This is a genomic window from Acinetobacter nosocomialis NIPH 2119, from assembly GCF_000368085.1.
Lineage (GTDB): Bacteria > Pseudomonadota > Gammaproteobacteria > Pseudomonadales > Moraxellaceae > Acinetobacter > Acinetobacter nosocomialis.
On sequence record NZ_KB849239.1, the window covers coordinates 2,133,333 to 2,155,024 of the forward strand.

Annotated in this window: 19 protein-coding genes and 1 other RNA gene; 6 read left to right on the forward strand and 14 right to left on the reverse strand. The window is 39.3% G+C overall.

What is annotated here, in order from left to right; genetic code table 11:
- The first annotated feature begins 11 nt into the window (after positions 1–11).
- The 3 genes from F984_RS13820 to F984_RS13830 all read left to right on the forward strand — a co-directional run bounded on the left by F984_RS13820 (position 12) and on the right by F984_RS13830 (position 3,757).
- Complete coding sequence (locus F984_RS13820) at positions 12–1,397, forward strand: MFS transporter (protein WP_004710189.1); 1,386 nt, start codon at positions 12–14, stop codon at positions 1,395–1,397.
- Positions 1,398–1,474: 77 nt separating this feature from the next.
- The gene (locus F984_RS13825) at positions 1,475–2,821 is read left to right on the forward strand and encodes an OprD family outer membrane porin (RefSeq protein WP_004710192.1); all 1,347 of its coding nucleotides are present in this window, start codon (positions 1,475–1,477) and stop codon (positions 2,819–2,821) included.
- A 651-nt stretch (positions 2,822–3,472) separates the two neighbouring features.
- Positions 3,473–3,757 carry a hypothetical protein gene (locus tag F984_RS13830; RefSeq protein WP_000675263.1) on the forward strand — a complete coding sequence of 95 codons (285 nt, stop codon included), beginning with the start codon at positions 3,473–3,475 and terminating at the stop codon, positions 3,755–3,757.
- A gap of 133 nt (positions 3,758–3,890) precedes the next feature.
- Here the strand turns inward: F984_RS13830 and qatD are convergent, their stop codons facing one another.
- From qatD to F984_RS13875, 11 genes are all read right to left on the reverse strand, one after another.
- Positions 3,891–4,616, reverse strand: coding sequence for a Qat anti-phage system TatD family nuclease QatD (gene qatD / locus F984_RS13835; protein ID WP_004710194.1), 726 nt, complete (start codon positions 4,614–4,616; stop codon positions 3,891–3,893).
- A 1-nt stretch (position 4,617) separates the two neighbouring features.
- The gene (gene qatC / locus F984_RS13840) at positions 4,618–5,901 is read right to left on the reverse strand and encodes a Qat anti-phage system QueC-like protein QatC (RefSeq protein WP_004710195.1); all 1,284 of its coding nucleotides are present in this window, start codon (positions 5,899–5,901) and stop codon (positions 4,618–4,620) included.
- The gene (qatB, locus tag F984_RS13845) at positions 5,901–6,728 is read right to left on the reverse strand and encodes a Qat anti-phage system associated protein QatB (protein ID WP_004710197.1); all 828 of its coding nucleotides are present in this window, start codon (positions 6,726–6,728) and stop codon (positions 5,901–5,903) included. The genes qatC and qatB overlap by 1 nt, the downstream gene beginning before the upstream one ends.
- An 8-nt stretch (positions 6,729–6,736) precedes the next feature.
- Positions 6,737–8,452 (reverse strand): KAP family P-loop NTPase fold protein, encoded by a 1,716-nt coding sequence (locus F984_RS13850; protein WP_050560550.1) that lies wholly within the window; start codon positions 8,450–8,452, stop codon positions 6,737–6,739.
- 5 nt (positions 8,453–8,457) lie between these two features.
- Entirely contained in the window at positions 8,458–8,601 is a 144-nt protein-coding gene (locus tag F984_RS22830) for a hypothetical protein (protein WP_004710201.1), read from the reverse strand.
- Positions 8,602–8,699: 98 nt separating this feature from the next.
- Complete coding sequence (locus F984_RS13855) at positions 8,700–10,118, reverse strand: DUF6035 family protein (protein ID WP_004710202.1); 1,419 nt, start codon at positions 10,116–10,118, stop codon at positions 8,700–8,702.
- Positions 10,119–10,314: 196 nt separating this feature from the next.
- Positions 10,315–10,674, reverse strand: a transfer-messenger RNA (tmRNA) gene (ssrA, locus tag F984_RS22540).
- A 162-nt stretch (positions 10,675–10,836) separates the two neighbouring features.
- The gene (gene ggt, locus F984_RS13860; protein ID WP_004710204.1) at positions 10,837–12,822 is read right to left on the reverse strand and encodes a gamma-glutamyltransferase; all 1,986 of its coding nucleotides are present in this window, start codon (positions 12,820–12,822) and stop codon (positions 10,837–10,839) included.
- Positions 12,823–13,125: 303 nt separating this feature from the next.
- Positions 13,126–14,649 (reverse strand): DHA2 family efflux MFS transporter permease subunit, encoded by a 1,524-nt coding sequence (locus tag F984_RS13865; protein ID WP_004710206.1) that lies wholly within the window; start codon positions 14,647–14,649, stop codon positions 13,126–13,128.
- A gap of 6 nt (positions 14,650–14,655) precedes the next feature.
- Positions 14,656–15,807: an EmrA/EmrK family multidrug efflux transporter periplasmic adaptor subunit gene (locus tag F984_RS13870; RefSeq protein WP_004710210.1), complete on the reverse strand. Its 1,152-nt coding sequence runs from the start codon at positions 15,805–15,807 to the stop codon at positions 14,656–14,658.
- Between the two features lie 267 nt (positions 15,808–16,074).
- Positions 16,075–16,572 (reverse strand): thioesterase family protein, encoded by a 498-nt coding sequence (locus tag F984_RS13875; RefSeq protein WP_004710212.1) that lies wholly within the window; start codon positions 16,570–16,572, stop codon positions 16,075–16,077.
- A gap of 142 nt (positions 16,573–16,714) precedes the next feature.
- Here F984_RS13875 and hemB point away from each other — a divergent pair, with 142 nt between their 5' ends.
- Together hemB and F984_RS13885 are read left to right on the forward strand one after the other, a co-directional pair.
- Positions 16,715–17,728: a porphobilinogen synthase gene (gene hemB / locus F984_RS13880; protein WP_025469335.1), complete on the forward strand. Its 1,014-nt coding sequence runs from the start codon at positions 16,715–16,717 to the stop codon at positions 17,726–17,728.
- A 25-nt stretch (positions 17,729–17,753) separates the two neighbouring features.
- Entirely contained in the window at positions 17,754–18,869 is a 1,116-nt protein-coding gene (locus F984_RS13885; protein ID WP_004710217.1) for an NAD(P)/FAD-dependent oxidoreductase, read from the forward strand.
- On the opposite strand, the gene F984_RS13890 is transcribed toward F984_RS13885, so the two are convergent.
- On the reverse strand, positions 18,861–19,766 hold the full coding sequence (locus F984_RS13890) for a TIGR01777 family oxidoreductase (protein ID WP_004710219.1): 906 nt from the start codon (positions 19,764–19,766) through the stop codon (positions 18,861–18,863). The two genes, F984_RS13885 and F984_RS13890, sit on opposite strands and share 9 nt — an antisense overlap.
- An 83-nt stretch (positions 19,767–19,849) precedes the next feature.
- Positions 19,850–20,302 carry an ABZJ_00895 family protein gene (locus tag F984_RS13895; protein ID WP_002052009.1) on the reverse strand — a complete coding sequence of 151 codons (453 nt, stop codon included), beginning with the start codon at positions 20,300–20,302 and terminating at the stop codon, positions 19,850–19,852.
- Positions 20,303–20,681: 379 nt separating this feature from the next.
- Between F984_RS13895 and F984_RS13900 the strand changes: the two genes are divergently transcribed.
- Positions 20,682–21,059: a VOC family protein gene (locus F984_RS13900; RefSeq protein ID WP_001059437.1), complete on the forward strand. Its 378-nt coding sequence runs from the start codon at positions 20,682–20,684 to the stop codon at positions 21,057–21,059.
- A 74-nt stretch (positions 21,060–21,133) separates the two neighbouring features.
- On the opposite strand, the gene F984_RS13905 is transcribed toward F984_RS13900, so the two are convergent.
- The gene (locus F984_RS13905) at positions 21,134–21,607 is read right to left on the reverse strand and encodes an OsmC family protein (protein ID WP_025469336.1); all 474 of its coding nucleotides are present in this window, start codon (positions 21,605–21,607) and stop codon (positions 21,134–21,136) included.
- Positions 21,608–21,692: the final 85 nt, after the last annotated feature.

Consider the following 21,692-nt stretch of genomic DNA (forward strand, 5'->3'; position numbering starts at 1 on the left):
GGAGATATAAGATGACAAATCTAGCGGATGTAGAACAAATTAGTCATCATCAAAAAAATGCGGAAATTATTGCAAGACTCGAACGGCTACCCGTCACTGGTCGATTGCAATTTATGCGAATTACCATCGGTATCGCGACCTTTTTTGACGCTTATACTGTTCTTGCGATTGCCTTTGCTTTACCCCAACTCATTACCGAATGGCACCTAACGCCTGCCTATGTCGGCGCAATCATTGCCGCGGGCTATGTCGGGCAACTGGTTGGTGCGATCTTCTTTGGTTCTCTTGCCGAAAAAGTCGGTCGTTTAAAAGTGCTGTCTTTTACCATTTTACTGTTTGTGGCAATGGACATTTCTTGTCTGTTTGCTTGGAGCGGAATGTCGCTGTTAATTTTCCGTTTCTTGCAAGGTGTTGGAACAGGTGGTGAAGTGCCTGTTGCAAGTGCCTATATTAATGAGTTTATTGGTGCAGAAAAGCGCGGTAAGTTTTTCTTGCTCTATGAAGTTTTGTTCCCGCTCGGTCTTATGTTTGCAGGCATGGCTGCATTTTTCCTGATGCCAATTTACGGCTGGAAAGTCATGTTTATTGTAGGCTTAATTCCATCTTTACTGGTGATTCCTTTACGGTTTTTCTTGCCTGAATCACCACGCTGGCTTGCTTCAAAAGGCCGTTTTAAAGAAGCAGATCAAGTGGTTAAAAGCTTTGAAGATGGTGCCATTAAAAGCGGTAAAACTTTGGCTGAACCTATGGTTAAAGAAATTAACCCGCAAGGCATGGCAAAAACCGACTGGCGCGAGCTGTTCCGTGGCATTTACCGTAAACGTACCTTTACCCTGTGGGGCATGTGGTTTTGCGTGTATATGGTGAACAATGCCATGGTGACTTGGCTGCCATCTCTTTACAAACAACATTTTGGTCTGTCGCTGCAAACCAGTTTAGGTTATGGCTGGATTACTTCAGGTGTGGGTGTGATTGCCTCTATTATCTGTGCCTTAATGATTGATAAAGTCGGCCGCCGTCCTTGGTACAGTGCAGCGTTTTTCTTGGCGATTATTCCACTCATGAGCCTCTCGATTTTAGGTGCAAAATCGGCGATGCAAGTTGTGATTTTAGCAACGCTGAGCTATGCCATTTTGCAAACCATTTCATTCTCTTTATACCTTTACGCTGCCGAACTTTACCCTACTCGCCTACGTGCGATGGGCATTGGGTTTAGTACTGCTTGGCTACGTGCCGGCTCTGCAATTGGGCCTGTGATGGTGGGTCTGGTTGTTGGTGGCTATGGCATTCAATATGTGTTTAGTGTGCTTGCCGTTGTGGCGCTCATTGGTGGGCTTGTGACCTTCTTGTTCGCCATTGAAACCAAAGGCCAAGTGCTCGAAAAACTCTCTCCTTAATTCATCCATTTCATAAAAAGCTTGCCTAACCCAGCGTTAGGCAAAGGGCTTATTCATGCTTAAAAAAGGAATTTAAAATGAATAAATATTTGCTATGGGGCTGTATTGGTTTAGGCAGCGTGAGCAATGCTTATGCAGAGCTTCCTCAACAATTTGGCAAGTTAGAATTAAAACTTAACACCCGTTACTGGAACGATGAAGGCACTGCCCACCCCACGCTTGCCAACCCTTCGCCTTCGTCGAGTGAATATGAACAAAGTGCTTTAGGGCTTGAGTTAAATTATCAGTCACCTTACTTGTGGGACTGGCTTGGAGTAGATAGTTCACTCTATGCAGTCACCAAGTTATTTGACTCAGGTAAGCCAAGCGCTCAGCTTTTAGAGGTCGAAAATAACGGCAAGCTTGATCAAAACTTTGCCACTTTAGGTCAGCTCTATATCAAGGCAAAACTCGGCGACAAAGGCGAAATTAAATTAGGTCGCCAATTGCACGATTCACTCTTGCTTAAAAGCACCAATAACCGCGCGGTGCCCGACACTTTTTCGGGTGCGAGTGGGCAGTTTCAACTGAATGATCAGCTACAGACTTACATGGCCTACTATGACCGCTGGAAACCGCGCAGCATGGACTCATTTGAAAAACTGGTGACTGAAAATGACGAGCGCATTGATTATGTCGGTTTGCTCGGTGCCAAGTATCAATACAAAAACTGGAGTGTGAATGCCGAGTATTTAAACAGCAAAGATTATTTAAAAAAGTACGGGGCGATTGCTCAATATAAATTTCCCTTGCATGGCTTGGTGTGGACATTTAACACAGGTGCTTTTTTCTCGCGTGATGATGGCAAGCTGTTTAAATGCGGTGCCGAAACCGAGCTGGATTGTGTCAAAGGCCAAGACATTAACAACCGCGGTAATGGTTATTTTGTCGATGTAAATGTGGCCAAGAATAATCTCGAAGGTGGCATTGCCGTTTCAAAGTTTGATGGTTTTTGGATTGAAGATAACTTTGCCGTGCACTCTGCCCGCAACTCGATTTTAACGCAAGATCACGGCACCAACCCGTTTCCGACCTCTGCAACCATTGGCCCCGACTTTACCAATAATGATGAAACCGCCGTTGCCCTTCGGTTGAAATATAACTGGAAAGACTATGTGAAAGGTTTAAAAACCGAGGCGAAGTATATTTATGGCTTTGGCGCTCACCAAAGTAACATTAGCAGTGATATTGAAGGTAAAGAACGTTACTTTGACTTTACGGTGAGTTATGCCTTGCCGTGGGTAAAAAACTTAGATGTGCGCTATTCATTTTTGCATTATGAGTCAAAGTTTGAAAATGCAAACCTAGGTGAAAAAATAAATGGAATGACGCGTAAAGATTGGGACCAGCACCGAGTATTTATTAATTACCGTTATACATTTTAAGAGCAGGCTAAACGTTTAGTTTAGCTTTATTATTTTTATTAATTTTACGATTTAAATCGATTAACTTTTGAGTTTAATTAAAATATAAATTTATATTTAAAATTTTTATAATATTTTATTTAAATTGAATTGACCTGTTAAAAACTTATGATTATTATGGTCCCGCTGGCCTACATTGCCAGTCGGTTTTGACAGACCGCTATACATACAGCGCATCAGATTTGCTCCTTCTGAGGGGAAGATCTGTGTGTAAAAACCACCGTCCCCCTCACGTTGCGGTAGGGCGGAAGGGGGACACCTTCGGGTGTGCTGGTTCTGTATGTCCGGTCTGTCAACCCTCTTTCGTTCTACCACCCTAATCAATTGACGGTGATTTTTGGTGGTAGAACTCCATATATTTTAAGGAGTTGACCATGCCACTATATATAGTTATCCCCTCTCCCTTATAAAATTTTTATTTATTTAAAATTTAGATTTTCTATTATCTAAAGTTTTAAATCTATAAATTATTTTTATTTTAAAATTTAAGTCATTTTATTTTATTGCTTTTATAGGCGGGTTAACTATTGCCTTTAAAAATGATTTTAAAACTTAAAATATAGCGGTTTATTTTTTCTCATTGAGATATCCCCAAATCATCACGAGAATAATATGAAATTTTATAAAACTATTTTAGTTTTAGGCCTCGTTGTCGGCGATTACAGCGTTTCGGGTTGTGACATACACACTCAGCAGGAGTTTGAAAAAATTTGCCTGTCGGGTGGGCACACTCAAGCCAGTTGCGACTGTATTTACCAACGGCTCGAACAAGTGTATTCGCCTCAGCTTATGCAACGTCTAGAACATGTCAGTTTGCAAAGTCCTGCTCTCCCACAGGACTTTGCCCCTACTTTTTTTAGTGTAATGCGGCGGTGCGATAAAAATGACATGGGCTAAGCATTTGGCTTAGCTCCCTTATCTCTGTGTCGCAATGGTGGATGACTTTAAATCAGCGCAAAAAATTAAAGTTCTGTTGTGGCACGGGGGCCTTGCGCGGTAGAACTCTTGTAGGCCAATAAACTTAGTTATTTTAAATTTTTAATAATTTATTTAAGTTATCTCTTAACTGATTACAACATATGTCCTTATTTACCCCCCAAACCTCACTTAAATAAGGAATTATTTTCTCGGTGTCCCAAGGATATGTAAAATTGTTATCAAGACTGACAAAAGGACCATCCGTTTCTAAAAGAATCAATTCTTTAGGAATATTATTTATAATTTCTATTCCTTTTTTAGTTTTTAACATTTGTAATCCAATACTAAATCTACACCCTAATTTAATAGCAATTTGAAGGTCTTTTAAACTACCAGTATACCAATGTAAAATTGGCTTACCACATTTAGGGTATTTCAGTAAGATATTTAAAACTTCTTTGACTGCTCCTCTAGAATGGATGCTAATAACTTTATTGCCGTGTAAATTACATTCAGCCATAACTTTATCAAAAATCTGAGCTTGCAATTCAAAAGTATCTTTATATTTTGGACTACCATCTAAACCAATCTCGCCAATAAAACGAGTATTTTTGATGTTATCAAGAAATAGAGATAATTCATCATACTTTAGATGAGCAATTTCAGGATGAAGCCCTAAAGCTACCTTAATATTATTAAAGATTTTCATTCTTTTCGAAGTTGCAATCCAAGCTCTGGGACTAGTTGTAACTAGTAAAGTAAACTCACATCGTTCATTAACTTTGTGAGCTAACTCTAAAGAATTGGGATACAAATCTAAGTGACAATGCAAATCCATATTATGAAATCACTTTATGTTGTTGTAGTAGAGCCTGTAATTCAAGGATACCTGTATCTACAACTTTTTCATATCGAGTATAATTTTCTGCATCAGCAAATGCTAAAGCCCCACTAAAGTATTTTACCCCTTTCTTCTGTCTCATTAAGCAAGCCATTGCAACAGCTGCAATATCATTAGCATCTTTTTCAATACCGCCTTTTGCAATTTTTTTGATAGAGTATTCTTTAGTTTTGTCTGGAATTCCTCCAGCTTTAAATGCTGCGCGTCTAACAAGACATGGTACACAGCGACCACAATGCTTATAACCATAAGTCAGATAACGACTACAACTTGTAGTTGTTGATATATGCCTTTTTAAGAGCGCAAGATTCTTACAATTTTTAATCATTTCACCTTTTGTCATAAACTGATATGGATTGACTAGTTGCACATCTAATCCAACTTTTTTCCATATATTTTCTAATATTTCCAATACAATTGGATGTGTTGTTTTCGTACTCAAACTACCAAAACGGCCTAGATTGAGAGGGATATTTAAACTAATAAACCCATTTTCAGGTACGATAATTTTTTTTGTTGTATTAGAGTTTAATAATTCAGAAGCAACCAATGCAAATGCATAAAATACTATTGACCTAGCTCTTGAAGATCGTTCACCTCTTGATCTTAAACCAGTTGCATGACTCCATTGAAAATGTTGATTTGAGGATTTAAGTACTTTTGCGTATTGAATTTGTTTTTGTCTATCCCCTTTAACTACTTGTGAGACAAAGAGAGGTTTTTCTCCTTCCTCACACAGATCAATTCCACCAATTAAACTATCCATCCCCCCTGATAATAAGGATACACAGGTGGCATCTTGATACAGTTTTAATTTGGATGGATGTGGTGTATCCCATTTAAATTCTTTAGTAGATTGAATGAAATTTAGAGTCCAAAAATCACCTGTAAGCTTTCTTAAAAGCTTAATCAAATCTTCCTTATTATCTTCCCATTTCTGCGGATCACACAAAGAAACTTCTAAATCTATTTGTCTAGTCCATCCATCAGGACTATGTGATCTATCACACACTTGATCAGCTGCATTAATAGCTAAACCAATTCTGAGAAAGTCAAAAACTACAGTACTAGGCGTAATTCCTTTTTTCTTGAAATCTTTTAACAGCTTTAAACCAATCGTACCTATATTAGAATGACCACTATTGTCAAAAAAACAAAAATTAAAAGTATTATTTTCTAACTGTGTCAGAAAATCACATTTATCTTTACATATAACTTTCATTAAATTTCACCCTCATAAAGAGAGAAAGTATTTTCTAAACTTTTTTCAAGAACTTTTTTAATTTCTCTATTTGAGGGATTAACTAAATGAGTTTTCAAAACCTCTAAGTTACTTTTTAAATCTGCTTCAAGATAGCTTCTCATCTCATCCATTCTGTGCACAATAACTTCAGGTTTAAATTCTGAGCTTTCCATAACTTGACCAATATCATGACATAAACGATTTAGACACTCACTTGCTAAAAAACGTTCAATTAAAAACCATATTTCATTTTGTTGAATATTTTGTAAGTCTATATCTGGGTTAGTCTCATAAAGTTCACTCATTGCTTTAGATAAAGAATCTCTGCATGAATCCTCATCAACGCTTCCACCATCAGGTATAAGTATATTAATGATTTGGTTTTCTAACTCTCTAAAATTAGGAGTTGCACCATTTAAACTCGATAACCACTTTTGAATACTGGGTATGTTTTCTATATTTTGTATTAGACCAAATAAATTTGAGCCAACTGTGGTAGCAACTCTCATTCTAGAAGAAAGTTGTTTTGCTCCACCCATTCCAGTTTTAGAATAGTTTCCGGCAACTTTTCTAAAATTTTGTTGACCACCGTGTTTTAGAAACTCTCTCATAGGAGTTCTGGAGGGAGCAAAACGTCTAGGTGGAGAAATTCCGCCTACTTGAGTATTTTGTTCATCATTAGCATCTTGATTAACATTATTATTAGTATCTATATCAGGCCCTCCACTGGTTGGAATTTGATCCAACCATGGAGGATCAAACGAAATTCCACCTTGTGGCCCTTTACTAGAAGTTGAAGTACCCATTTAATTATTCATCCATTTTGTGCTATTGCAGTTTTGACTCGTTGTTCTACGTCTGGATTTTTATTCCAAGCATCAAATACTTCTTTAATCCAATTTTCATTTCTAAACGTAGGTACTAATGGCGCTACAATTTTTTGGCTAGGTAAATTTTTAAGAAAATTTGCCAAATCTGGTGAAAGCTCAGGAAAATGACGAGTTATATTTAAACAGCAAGCTAAACTTTCTTTAGTAAATTGCGCTAATTTTGCATTTCTTATTAATCTTTTAAGAATTGCTTTGGCATCATAAGCATTTAAACTTTTTATTTGTGTCTTTAAAGGATCCATATAACTTTTTGCACCAATAATTGCTGCCAATATTTGAAGGCTTTCATTTGATAACTCTTGACCTTGGACAATATCTATAGATCGATCTTGGCTTAAATATAAATATGGCTTTAGATTTACACCTCCAAGTTTAGGATTAATTTCAAACCATTTTTTACAAAAGTCACTATTAAATTCAGTCGGATACTTAACTTCCCCACCACTTGCTATCTGGTCTTCAATTTCTATAATTATTTCTGAAATACCATCATCCGAACTAAGAACAATTTTATTTAAATATTCAAACTCATTTGGTAATGCACATCTTTCAAACAATTGAATTTTTACTAATAATTCGAAATCTATTCCTATCCCTTGTGCTGATGCTATTTTTTCTCTAATAATTAAATTATTCATGAATCGTTTAATTAAACGTGGATTCCCTGCTATTTCATCTTCACTTGTTAAGAATTTAGAAATATCCTCAGCAAGATTTAGCCTTGATAACAATTCCTCTTTATTAGCATATGCAGTTTTAAGATCTTCATAACTTAAGCCTCCTTCCCATGGTTTCTTTAACTTACTGAGAATGAAATCTTTTGCGTTGTTATATTCTGTTGACGTTAACTGTCCTTTTCTTTTGGATAAATCTCCAAATAGAAGAGCGAGATAGGCTTTCACTTCATTGGTACCAAGCCTAGGGACTCTTAAAGGTACTTGAATAAGTTTGTCAAAATAACTAGTTACCAAGCTATTTGTAATTTCAAGCCCTTCGAAATGAACTCTCACAGCACTTCTAATCATCTCTTCATCAGCTGCAATAATAAATGAAGATCGTGGCATAAATAGTAATAGACGCATTGCTTCTAAAGTTGAAATTGCGGTGTGTGGTAAACATCTATCTAAATCATCTACAAAAACTACTAACCTAATATCTAAATCAGTCAAAATTTCAGAAAAAGTCTTTCTCAAAGTATCAATTTCTTTTGGTAAAGTTGATTCTTCGGTTTGAGAAACTAAATTGCCTAACTCTTTACCCAATGCTTCTATATTTCCTGTAGCTTCTTTAAATCCTTCAGCAGATGGAAGCTCCCTAGTTTCAAAAACACCTATACCAGCACCAATCAATGCTCCTGCTGGTCCACCAACAGCTGCTCCAATAGCAGCATTACGCCCCATTGGATATAAATATTGAATTGCTTTCAGCCACTTTATTCTTTTAAAAAAGTCTACTGCTTTATCTACAACAGTTTGTCTCTTTTTAGCTTCCTCTAAGAGTTTATCTGCCACAACTTGAAGTAATGCTATTTTGGCTTCTTCGTATCCCTGATACAACCAAGCATTAAAATCAATAAAAATATATTTTTTATGTTTATCATCAATATCTTTTTCGGCCTCTAAAAGCGAGGCCTTAATCATTTTGACTAAAGATGATTTACCGACCCCCACCCACCAGAAACCCCTATAGAAAGCGGCTCATCATTTGATTCTTTAATTAATTCCGCCGCAGTATTTGCCACCACAGCAAAGTTCAACATATCAACTTCAGTTTCAGTATCGGCCCACATTATTTCACCCTAAGCAATAATTCAAAGTATTAAAAAATTGTTTATTTTTAATTCATTAATATAAAAATACTAAAAATCATATTATATCGCAATATAAATTAATTTGAACTTCGATTTTTACAACCCCATTCCTTCAAACGTCCCTCAAACTCAGGAACTAAAAATTCTATAAAATCATTTAAGTCATGATTATAAATTTTCAAACTATCAGGCTGTTGAATATACTCAGAATACCTACTACTCCATTTTTCAAATTTAACTAAATTATTTTCGAGTAAATTTAACTTTCCAGTTACTTTCAAAGTAAGTAAAAAATGTTTTATATACTCAGGATGATGTTCCATTAAATTTTGAGCAACACCAACCAAGTCTGTTATATGATAACCTATAACATATCCTAATTTTGCACTTAAAATCGAGTTAACCACTGTTTTAAAAGGAGACCTTAAGATATTTTTTGGCACATTAATATTTAACTTTTCCAAGTCACTATAAATTAAAAACCATTTAGCATTAAATTGTGCTTCTGAAAGATATCGAGTATTACACCATAAATCAATAAAATCTCTAAGCAATTCGTTTTTATCTTTTAAATTTATTTCTCTATCTTCTTCTAAATAATCTATCCGTAAACCTAGTTTTTTCTTAAGCGCAAAGTATTCTGACTCATAGTCAAAGTAATAAATTTGACTAGTTTCCTTATTTAAGGTTAAATCTTTAAAACTAATAAATTTCTTTTCCCATTTATTTACTATTTTATTATTTTTTACTTCCGGCTTTAAATAATTACACTCTAATATAAACTTTTTTTCTTTAATTGATTCCAATAATGTGAAATTATCCACCACAAATGCGTTAGCATTATTATTATAATAAATATCTTGAATAGACTGTTTCATAACTTTTTCAGTAGGTTTAAATTGATCAAAAACCCATATCAGACAAGCATTATTATCCTGATAAAAAACTTTCCTATCTATTATAACGTTTAAAAAAGTAGTTGAAAGCTGCCCTTCAAATACTATTAGCTTATTTAAATATAAAGCAGAAACATCGGGTTTACGCCATTCAGATAAGTCAATACTCTTACATACACTTTCAACTCTGATATTATCAAAATCTTTATCGGCTTTAAGACTATTTTCAATATTATATTTAAGTGATTTATGTTCTTGGCTCTCCTTAGCCATTTTATACTTTAAAATATTTTTTTCTTGTGCTGACAACTTATTTATATCTTTAACTGGACAAAAAAATTGTGGATTATTCTCAAATTCTGGAAAATGTTTAAAGAAGAATGTTGGTGAGTTCTGCAAACTCATATGATCCATACGACGAGCAAGAGTTACTGGAGATTCACAAAACAAGCAAGTAAAACGAGGATTATTTTTATCACGTTTATATATCTCTCTAATTTGGGTTCTCCATTTTGTTAATTCCATCTCTGACTGTTGAAAAAAGAGATCTATATCAATCCTTATTTTTTTAACATTATCAAAAATATATTCCAATTTCATTGCATACCCCACAAGTAATTTATTACATCTTTAATTAAAAAATAAGTTTCTTTAAATTATATTTCTTCTATTTATAATATAGAAAAATTTAGATTTTTATTAATTTCTATACTAAAGAATTAGATTTTTATTATTTAATTTAAATCTTAAAAAGAAAAAACCCCGAAACTTTCGTTTCAGGGCTTTTCACGAATCTTGGTGGAGATGGCGGGAGTTGAACCCGCGTCCGCCAGCACTACGCTCGAGAATACTACATGCTTAGATATCGTCTATTGTTTTAACACCAAGTGACCCGACGAACAGGGTACAAGGTGCGATCCTCTAAGTTTGGTATAAAGCCCCGAGGCTTGACTCTATACGGACTTGTGTGCGTGCGCTTCAGTCGGGTTCCCAGACCACAAGTATTCTAGGAAGCGGACAAGCGGCCCTTAGGCAGCTAGAGCGTAAGTTTCGTCGTTTGCGACTATTTAAATGCAAATTTTATTTACGAGAGAAAATGCGCTCTCGGCATGCATCTATGAGTTTCATCACCGGCGTCGAAGCCAATAACATCCCCATGAATGTCTGCACATCATAGCATAACTAAAATAAAATGCTGTGCATTTTATCAACAGTCTGCCACTGATGAACATACTTACATAATTGAGTGCCTTTTGTTTTTTTCAAGGCCCCTTATAAAAAAAGCTGCCAAAAATGACAGCTTTTTTTAAAGTTTGGCCTATAAAGCACCATTGCCTAACACAATCCCTTCACGGCGTGGGTCTACCCCACCTGCGTATTTGCTTTGATTATTTATATTTACTTTCATAATCGTTGAAATACCACTGGTTTGCGCAGTGTTAGAAATGCCATGCCCTTTTGCTTTTAAGCCTTCAATTAGGTCAACTAAGGAAAGCTGTACATTCGAGCTATCAATATTGGTGTTTTTGCTATTGGTTGCGCCAAAGTTTACAAGCGAAGTGGCCTGCTGTGCATTTAAGTTCCAGTCCAATGCACCCACCAAGGTTTTAACTACATATTGAATGATGGTACCGCCACCTGGTGAACCTGTTGCCATATAAAATTCATCTGGCGTGATGCCCTTAAACACTAAGGTGGGCGCCATAGTACTACGTGGGCGTTTGCCGCCTTCTACGCGGTTGGCAACTGGTGCCCCAGTGCTGTCATAAGGGTTTGCGCTAAAGTCAGTTAACTGGTTTGACAGCAAGAAACCATCCACCATGTGGAATGAACCCATGCTCGATTCAACTGTCGATGTCATTGAAACCACATTGCCATAGGCATCTACAATGGTGAACTGAGTTGTGCCATGTTCAACAGTGGTATCTACACCTGCCGCTGTATTGAAATTACCTGCTGGTGCTACGCCCATACTTTGGTTCGGGTTAATCAGTGCTGCACGCTGCTTCAAGTAGTTTTTATCAATAAAACTTGGAATACCCTGTGCCGGCAAACGAACAAAGTCGGTATCTGCCACGTATTTGTCGCGGTCGGCATAGGCCAAACGCTCTGCCTCAGACACTAAATGCACGCCCATGACATCGGGCACACCGCCTTCATTTTCAGGGTTTTTAGGTGGGTAAAGCGACATATCAAAGTTTTCTAAAATACCCAGCGTTTGCGCAACCGCAATCCCTCCCGAAGATGGAGGTGGCATGGTACAAACATAGTAACGGTCACGATACGTCGTACAAATCGGGTCGCGTTTTTTAACCTGATAGTTCGATAAATCCTGCAAGGTCATTAAGCTTGGGGTAATTGGAGTTTTTGCTGGGTCATCCCCTAGTGTTTGGCCTGCTTTTGCCACAATCGCTTGAGCAATTGGGCCCGTATGCAGCGCATTTGCGCCTTGCGTGGCAAGTGCTTCTAGGGTTTTTGCATAGGCTTTATTGGTCATGGTCTCACCGACTTTGCGTGGTGATCCATCTGGGTAGAAATAGGTTGCCATTGCATTTGCATCGAGTGCTAAATTGCTTGCATTACTTGCAATGGCATCTGCCAAACGCCCCGGTATGCGGAAACCATTGTCAGCCAAACCAATCGCTTCACCAAAAAGTTGGTTCCACTTAAGTTTGCCATGCTCTTTTTGTGCTTGTTCCAATAAACGCATCACACCCGGCACACCAATCGAGCGACCACTACGGCGCGCACTTGGTACAGGTGCAGGTGAATTTGGGTCATATATATTTTGGCGAATTAAATAATATTCGTTGGCTGCCGCTGGAGCGGTTTCACGGCCATCATAGGCAGTGACTTGCTTGGTTTTGGCATCGTAATACATCATAAAACCACTACCGGCGATGGTACTCGACTGTGGCTCGACCAAACCAAGCACGGCTTGTACTGCTACGGCTGCATCGACTGCACTACCGCCTGCTTTTAACACATCGCAACCTGCTTTTACCGCAAGTGGCGTGTTTGCCACCACCATATATTTATCTGCGTATTTAACCGTGTTACCGAGTCTATAACCCGATGCACCCTCTGGCGCGGCGGGGTCACCATTTTGGTTTGAACCGACCACCACGCTTGAACCGTCTTGGGCCAGCTTGCTACAACTGGTCGGGTCATTATCAACAATTAAATTGGGCGGGGTTGTATTTGAATCATCCTTGGGCTGATCTGACGAGGAGTCATCTCCACATCCTTGTAATAAACCGACTGCTAATAAACTACTGAACAAAAATGAATATCTTTTATTCACGTGATAACTCCAATATATACGCCTGCCTATCCATGCAATTGCCATGCAAGCTTCTTTGTTTTCAGGTCTTCAGTTTTTTAATCTTTGATAAAAATAAAGTTTTAATAATATTAAATGATTAAGGGCATTAATCCTGTGCCCTGTGTTATGCCTCCTCGCTTGATATCACACTCTTTTATAACTGATTTGCTCAACTCTGGCATGTTTTATTTCTTTAAATACAGGCAAAATCTGCTATTCATAAACTCGCTCATTTTGTAGCAGGCCTAAAAAAAGCACCTCCGAAGAGATGCTTTTTGATGTTTAGTGAGAAGGCATACCACTGACCTGTTTGGGTTTTGGACACAGCCAAATGACCAGCCCCGCAAAGACAAACACAATCGCAAATAACAAAAACACATGGTTTGCCGACATGGTAATGGCTTCTTTATCGACAAGGTTAGAAATAATTCCTAAGGTCGAGTCAGTCGTAAAACCATTTTGCAGAAGGTTATTTTGTACTTCGGTTGGGTTCAGGTTTGATACCATTTCACTACGGGCAACTTTGGCATGGTCGTCCCATACCGTTACAGCAATTGAAGCACCAATCGCCCCTGCCATAGTTCTTAGAAAGTTCATGAGACCCGCAGCAGATGCAATCTCTTGCTGGAGCACTGAACCAAGTGCAATGTTAGACAGTGGAATAAAGAAGAACGGTACTGCAAAACCTTGCAGGATTTGTGGCCAAGCCAATGCCATAAAGTCGGCATCTGTGGTCCAAAATGCCCGCATTAAAGTCACAATGCCCAGCAAAATTAAACCAAAGCTCGCCAGCGCACGCGGGTCATGTTTGGTCGAAAGTTTTGCCACAATCGGTGACATGGTCAAACTACCAAAGCCCATGGTTGCAGTTAAATATCCGGCCCACGTCGCGGTATAGGAAAGGTTCATTTGCAGCCATTGCGGTATCAATACAATACTGCCAAAGAATGCGCCAAAGCCAAGCGACAAGGCCAGTACCGAAATTGCAAAGCCCCTATGCCTAAAGACTTTGACATCCACCACGGGATGTTTATCGGTGAGTTCCCATATCAGGAACACCACAAAGCCAATAGCGGCAGTTAAGCCTAAAACCACAATGCTCGTGCTATTAAACCAGTCGCGTTCATGCCCCAAGTCGAGCATAAGCTGTAACGCACCAATCCAGAGAATTAACAGGCCTAAACCAACCGTGTCGATTCGTAAAGAAATAGTTTCTGTTTCGGCTACTCTTAACAAGCGCATTGCTGCTAATACACAGACAATACCAACCGGTAAGTTAATAAAGAAAATCCAGTGCCAAGACAGGTTATCACTAATCAGACCACCTAAAATTGGCCCTAAAATTGGTCCAACGACTGTGGTCATTGCCCATAGGCCCATTGCCTGCGCATGCTTTTCTTGAGGGAAAATACGCATAAGCAAGGTTTGGCTGAGTGGCATAAGTGGACCACCACAAAGGCCCTGCCCAATACGGAAAAACACCAACATTTCTAACGATGTTGCCAAACCGCACAGGAAAGAAAAAATCGTAAAGCCAATTAAACCAAAGATAAAGACCCGCACCGTTCCAAAGCGACCTGCCAGCCAGCCCGTTAAAGGTACACAAATCGCTTCTGCAACTGCATATGAAGTAACGACCCATGTTCCTTGTGTGCTTGAAACAGCAAGGTTACCGGTAATATGCGGTACAGAGACGTTGGCAATGGTCGTATCAAGTACGACCATAAAGTTCGACAAGGCAATAACAAACGCTGCCAGTAGTAAACGTCCACCGCTTAACTCGGCAAAAGGTGTTTGCGTTTTCATAAGCGTTTACTTCGCAGATAAGTCGACTTTTGCTTCCATCGACAAGCCAACACGTAGTGGGTGTTCAGCAAGTTCTTTCGGGTCAAGTGCAATACGAACTGGTAAGCGTTGAACTACTTTAATCCAGTTACCTGTTGCATTTTGAGCCGGAATTAAGGCAAAGGCAGAGCCTGTACCACCAGAGAAGCCCACCACTTTGCCGTGGTATTCAACATCATCGCCATATAAATCTGACGTTAATGTCACTGGCTGACCTGGGCGAACTTTTTTCAACTGACTTTCTTTGAAGTTAGCGTCTACATATAACTCGTTCAGCGGCACAATCATCATCATACTGCTACCCGGTGCCACACGTTGTCCAACCTGAATATTACGACGTGTAATGACACCATCAACTGGTGCACGAATCACGGTACGTTCCAAGTCAAGCTGAGCTTGTTCCACATGTGCTTGTGCAACTTGTACATCCGGAGTCGATGTTTCGCTTACACCCTGAATTAACGCTTCGTTAGCAGCTAAAGTACTTTCGGCAGCTTTACGGCTAGAAGTCGCTTGTGCCAAGCCAGCTTTAGCAAGCTCTAACCCTGCTTTAGCAGTTTCAACCGCACTTTGTGCTTTGGTGAGTTCTTCTTTAGATACCGCACCAGAAGCAGCAAGCTGCGCACGGCGATTAAGCTCTAAAGCAGCTTTGTCATAGTCGGCCTGTGCTTGGGCAACTTGTGCTTTGGCACTGTTAATTTCGTCAGCACGAACCACAACTTGAGAGTTTAATGAGCTACTGTTTGCCGCAGTCTGTTTGTATTGGCGTTTTGCTTTGGCAAGTTCTGCCTCGGCTTGTGCCAATGCAATTTTGGCATCACGGTCATCAATACGAACCAGCACATCACCCCGATGTACTGTTTGAGTATCATTTACCAAAACCTGAGCGACCTGACCACTCACCATTGAGGTAATTTGCGCGGTTTCTGCACCGACATAAGCATTATCTGTACTCACCGAGTGATTTAAAAATAATGCCCAAATTGCATATAAAATAGCGGCGATCAATAAAATCAGCGCAAAAAAACCAAGAAATTTTTTGCGCTTGTTTTGGTTGTTGTCATCCGAGGCAGATGTTGTTGGCACTGTTTCTTGTACATTGCTTTGTGCATCAGTCATGGTATGTTCCTAAAGATGAGTTGGCTTTGCCATCAATCTTGCACTACACCTTGTTATAGAGTTTTTATTATTCTATAAACAAGACATATCGCATTGTCAAAGCAGTCAATTTTAACGCTAAAACCTCATGATGTGAGAATAAAAAAATATAACTCATGCGTTCGTTCTAATTAAATTAATGTTTATCTCAAGATTTTTATGAAAATTCTAGCTTTTCAAGCACTAAAAAAAGCGCACATGGCGCTTTTAAAGTGTTCAATTCATCGCCTAATAGGCATATGAAGCGATCCCCGCAGCGATGGGTTTATCTTCATCATTCACCATCGTCATACGCATAGTGCAGCCTTTACGACCTAAACGTAACACTTCTGCACGCGCAATAAAATACTTACCGCGTCCCGGCGCCAAATAATCTACACGCATATCGACGGTTGCCAAGCGTGTAACTTGTTTAATGGTTTCAGGCAGGGTTTCCGGCGTTGAGCGGCGATAGAGATGTTCCATTGCCACAATTCCACCAATGCTATCGAGCAAAGTTGCAGCCACACCACCATGCAAAACCTGAAAAGCCAAATTGCCAATGAGATCAGGTTTCATTTCAACATAGCCTTCAATATGCCCATCTACCACACGCATAATCATTCCACTATGCTTAAAAAAAGGACAATTATTAAACGCTTTACACAATTGGTTGAGAACCACATTTAGGTCAGTTTTAGCGCCTAATTGTATGTTCCCCGTCCAATTTTTCTTTTCATCACTCATACGTTGCCTAAATTTAAAAGCATGATAAATACCCATAATTTTGTACAAATCTAGCATTATGGGTCTACAATACAGCAGTCGGTTGACAGTAATGGAATATCCGCCAACCTATCCTAGTGTAATACCGAACATCGAGATTGTTATGACTTATACGTTCAATCGTCCTGCATTTCCAGCTACTCGCATGCGCCGTATCCGTAAAAATGACCAGTTGCGTGCGATGGTCAGCGAAACACAGCTCACTACCAATCACTTGATTTATCCAGTATTTGTATTACCAGGACAAAATCAGACCCAAGATATTCCAAGTATGCCAAACATTCAGCGTTTGTCGGCAGATTTATTACTGAAAAAAGCTGAAAGACTTCTGGAATTAGGTGTATCAAAACTGGCTCTTTTCCCTGTAACACCTCAAGAAGATAAAAGCCTTACCGCAGAAGCTGCATGGCGTGCAGATGGTTTAGTTCAAACCACTTGTCGTTTGCTTAAAAAAGAATTGCCAGAAATGGTATTAATCACTGATGGTGCACTCGACCCGTACACCACTCATGGTCAAGACGGCATTATTGATGAAACAGGCTATGTGCTCAATGACGAGACTGTAGAATGCTTGATTAAACAAGCATTGAGTCACGCTGAAGCAGGCGCCGATGTCGTTGCACCAAGTGACATGATGGATGGCCGCATTGGCGCAATTCGTCAAGCTTTAGAAGCCAATGGTCACATCTATACCAATATCATGGCCTACTCTGCGAAATATGCATCTAGCTTCTATGGTCCGTTCCGTGATGCTGTTGGCTCTGCAACCAACCTAAAAGGTGGTAATAAATATAACTACCAGATGGACTTTGGTAACCGTGCCGAAGCATTACACGAAGTTGCGCTTGATATTCAAGAAGGCGCCGACATGGTGATTGTAAAACCGGGCATGCCATATCTGGATGTGGTACGTGAAGTGAAAGATACCTTTGGTATTCCAACATTCATTTATCAAGTGAGTGGCGAATATGCCATGTTAGCGGGCGCAATTCAAAATGGCTGGTTATCAGACTCAGTGATTTTAGAATCACTCATGTGCTGCCGCCGCGCTGGTGCAGACGGAATCTGGACTTACTTTGCAGAAACCGCTGCTGAAAAACTCAAGGAAATGAACTAAGTTCGCAGAGAAAGGATAACACTGCATGCATATTGCAATCATTGGCGCGGGCATAAGTGGATTAATGTCTGCGCTGGAGTTGGTTGAACAAGGCTGTACCATCAGTATTTTTGATCAACAACAAGCGGGACAAGCAGCCTCTTGGGCTGGCGGAGGTATTCTCTCTCCGATGTACCCGTGGCGCTATGTGCATGCAGTGAACCAACTCGCCCAATTTGGCAAAGCCTCTTATCAAGCATGGAACCAAAAGCTCTACCCTATTACAGGGATTGATTTTGAAATTCATGACACAGGCATGCTGATTTTTGATGAAGAAGATTTTGACGTCGGGCTTTCCTACGCCGAGCAGCATCAAGAGCCAATGCAGCGCTGTGAATATTTACAGCGAGATGCGCTAGAGCAAGTCAATCCGCATATTTCCGATCAGTTTCAAGAAGCGATTTATTTCCCTGAACTATCTAATATTCGCAACCCACGCGTATTACAGTCGCTGATTCGCTATTTAAAACAACATCCAAATGTTGAGTTTTTTGAACACACTCCTGTTAAAAAACTGATTCAACAAGGTGATGCCATACAAGCGCTCCAAACTGAAGATGGCCGCAAACATACAGCAGACCATTTTGTAATAACTTCGGGCGCTTGGAGCCATTACTGGAACTCTCAATTACAGCTCGAAATTCCAGTCGAACCTGTGCAAGGTCAAATGCTGTTATTTAAAACCCCTGCTCACTGGCTACCGACCATGTGTATGAATCGAGTCATGTATTTGATTCCACGTATGGACGGTCATATTGTGTGTGGGTCTAGCATGGCACATCGTGGCTTTGACACCTCTACCGACGAAACCACCCAGCACAATATTTTAGAAGCTTGTTTAGAAATGGTGCCTGAACTAGCCAATTTCCCGATTGTACATCGCTGGGCAGGACTCAGACCAAGTTCACCAAACGGTGTTCCATATATTGGCAAAATGCCTGAAATGGATAACCTGTGGGCAAACTTTGGTCATTTTAGAAATGGTTTGTGTATGGGCGCAGGTTCTGCACAATTGCTTCGTCAGCTTATGCTGGGTCAACCAACATTAGTTGATGCCAAAGCATATTCACCAGAGCGTTTGCAAAATAAAATCTTAGCCTGACGCCAATATATTCTCTAAAGCCATTTTTAATTGAGGATAAGCAAACTCAAATCCTTCTGCTTGTAAAGCAGCGGGTTTAACGTATTGACCATTCAAAATCAATTGCGACTGCTCTCCTAACAAACAGCGGAAAACTGTGCTCGGCGCCGACAACATTGGTTTCTTATTTAAAACTTGTGCAGCTTGTTCAACAAAAGCTTGTTGGGTCACATTTTCTGGTGCCACGACATTGTGAATTTGAGCAGATTGAGGATGCTGAAATATAAACTCGATGGCATTTAACACATCTTCAATATGTACCCAAACCACAGGCTGGCGCCCGTGACCAATTTGACCGACTAAATTAAGTCGTATAGGAAATAACATTTTAGGCAAGATACCACCACCCTGCCCGAACACTACGCCTAAACGAATAATTTTAGTATTTTGCTGAGCGTCTGCTAACGCTGCGCGCTCCCACTCTTGGCAAAGCTCGGACATAAAAATAGGTTGTGGCGAGCTTTGTTCAGTGCATACCTCTGTCCACTTTTCTTGAGCATCTATGCCGTAATAACCAATTGCAGAACCAGAGACAATCACTTCGGGAAAAATTTGAGATTGCTTGAGCCACGCATAAAGTTTTCGGGTCGTATTTACCCGGCTTTCAATGAGTTGTTTTTTACGTGACTCGGTCCAGCGTTTCTCACCAATATTGGCACCTGCCAAATTCACCACATAATCAATTTGACGGGTCGAGATATCTTCGAACTTTTGTACCCACTGCAAGGCAAGATGGTCAGATTCCCTTCCAGCCTGCCGTGTCACCGCAATCACGTTATAATTTTTTTGTAATAGGAACCTAATTAAATGCGTTCCGATAAAACCACTGGCACCAGTGATTAATACATTCTTATTCATATTTCCTCCTAAGCTGAGGATTCAAGTTTTATTTTATTGTATAAGACTCATTTATATTTAATCGTATGAGTTTTCGTAGTGATCTATTGCACATTGAACATTTTGTCTGCCATACGCTGTGCCTGTTTGCCATAAAACCAGTAAGTAATTAAATACAGCGGAATAGCCAACATTAAAATCATAATGACCATAATACTTAAGAACTGAGGCTGCTTGAGGTAAAGCATAAAGTTTTGCAAAATCTCAGGGTCTTTTCTTGAAAATAAAAACAGACCGAACAAAACACCACACAAGTTATAGCCCCAAAATATGAGGGTAAAGCCTAAAGTAAATTTCTTTTTTTCTGGTACAGTCGGTGCACGGCGTTCTTTCTTTAAAAATCTAAATAAGACAAAAATCATTGCGCCTAAATATGGAACGGCTGTTAAAATACCGCCTACACTCGCTGGTAATAGTGCTGCAATCACGCCTACAATTAAGGTAAGCACGAGGCACAAAGCAAAAAACCAGAGAAAGTAAGAGCGTAATTTGGTCATGTTTTTGCCTAATTTATGGGTTCAAAAAATAATTATAAATTTTTTTCGATTTTTTTTCATTTTTCTGTCAACCAATCCTGATCTCTTGACGTTATATAGGGTAACAAGGTCGCAGCAACCGAATACTTCCTTTGCACGGCATCCGCAAAATTGTTTCGGTGACCTTTCATTACGACTCTTTCTTCCTTCGGATTAGGTTTTGTTAGCAGCCAAAACCCTTGATGAAGTCTTTGACCGACGATTCTCTCATCACTCGAATCGTCGGTTTTTATTTTCTAGCACTTTCATTTATTTTACGCTCACCATACACAATAGTGCTTTCGTGGCTATAAGGGCTATGCGTATACTTTTTACACCATAAAAATACGATTTAAATAATATGAACAATATTGCCTATTTTGAAATCCAGTCTTCAAACCCTGCCCGCGATGCGCAGTTTTATCAAGCTGTGTTTGGCTGGCAATTTAAACTCGATGAAAGCTTACCTATTGAATATTACCGCATAGAGACACCTTCAATTATGGGTGGTCTATTAAAACGCCCTGCTCAAACACCGCCAATGGAATATGGCACTAATGCATTTACTTGTTCGGTTCAGGTGGAAAATTTCGATGAGGTAGCTGCAAAAATTTTAGCGCAAGGTGGTATTGTCGCAATGGATAAATTCGCTATTCCGGGCCGCGCTTGGCATGGCTATTTTGTCGATTTAGACCACAACGTTTTTGGTATTTTCCAAGTCGATGAAAATGCAGCTTAAAGATTTTATTTAACAACTCTAATTTATTTTTAATGTATAGCCACCGCTTTTTATCGGTGGCTATTTTATTTTAATTATTCAACAAAGCTAAAGCTGGCTTCACATGTAATTGGAAAATTTACCGAATTGGCAATCATGCATTCGTGATGTGCTTCTTCATGCAATTTTGCTGCAAGCTCTGGGTCAGCACCTTTTTCTAACACAACCTCGGGCCTTAAAATAATTTGAGTAAAGTGACCACGTTTGACCGGATCTGTATCTTCCATAAACCCAAGTGCATGGTCAACATAACTCACGACATGAATATGATTGACTGCACAAAGGTGTAAATACCAAAGCTTATGACAAGCAGAAGCTGACGCGACTAATAAATCTTCTGGGTTCCATCTAGTCACATCGCCTAAATAGGCAGGGTCTGATGAACCAAGAATAGTCGTCTTTTGAGGATGCTGAATACTAAAGTCTCGTTTATATGAACGATAAGATGAAGTGCCTGTACCCGTATTGCCTTCCCACTGTATTTTTACTTCGTATTTATGAATAGTCATTTTATTCTCAAAGTTCATGGTTTGACCTGATAGTAACAAAGCAGAGTTTAAAGTGAAAAATTTAATTCAAGTTTTACTATGGGCT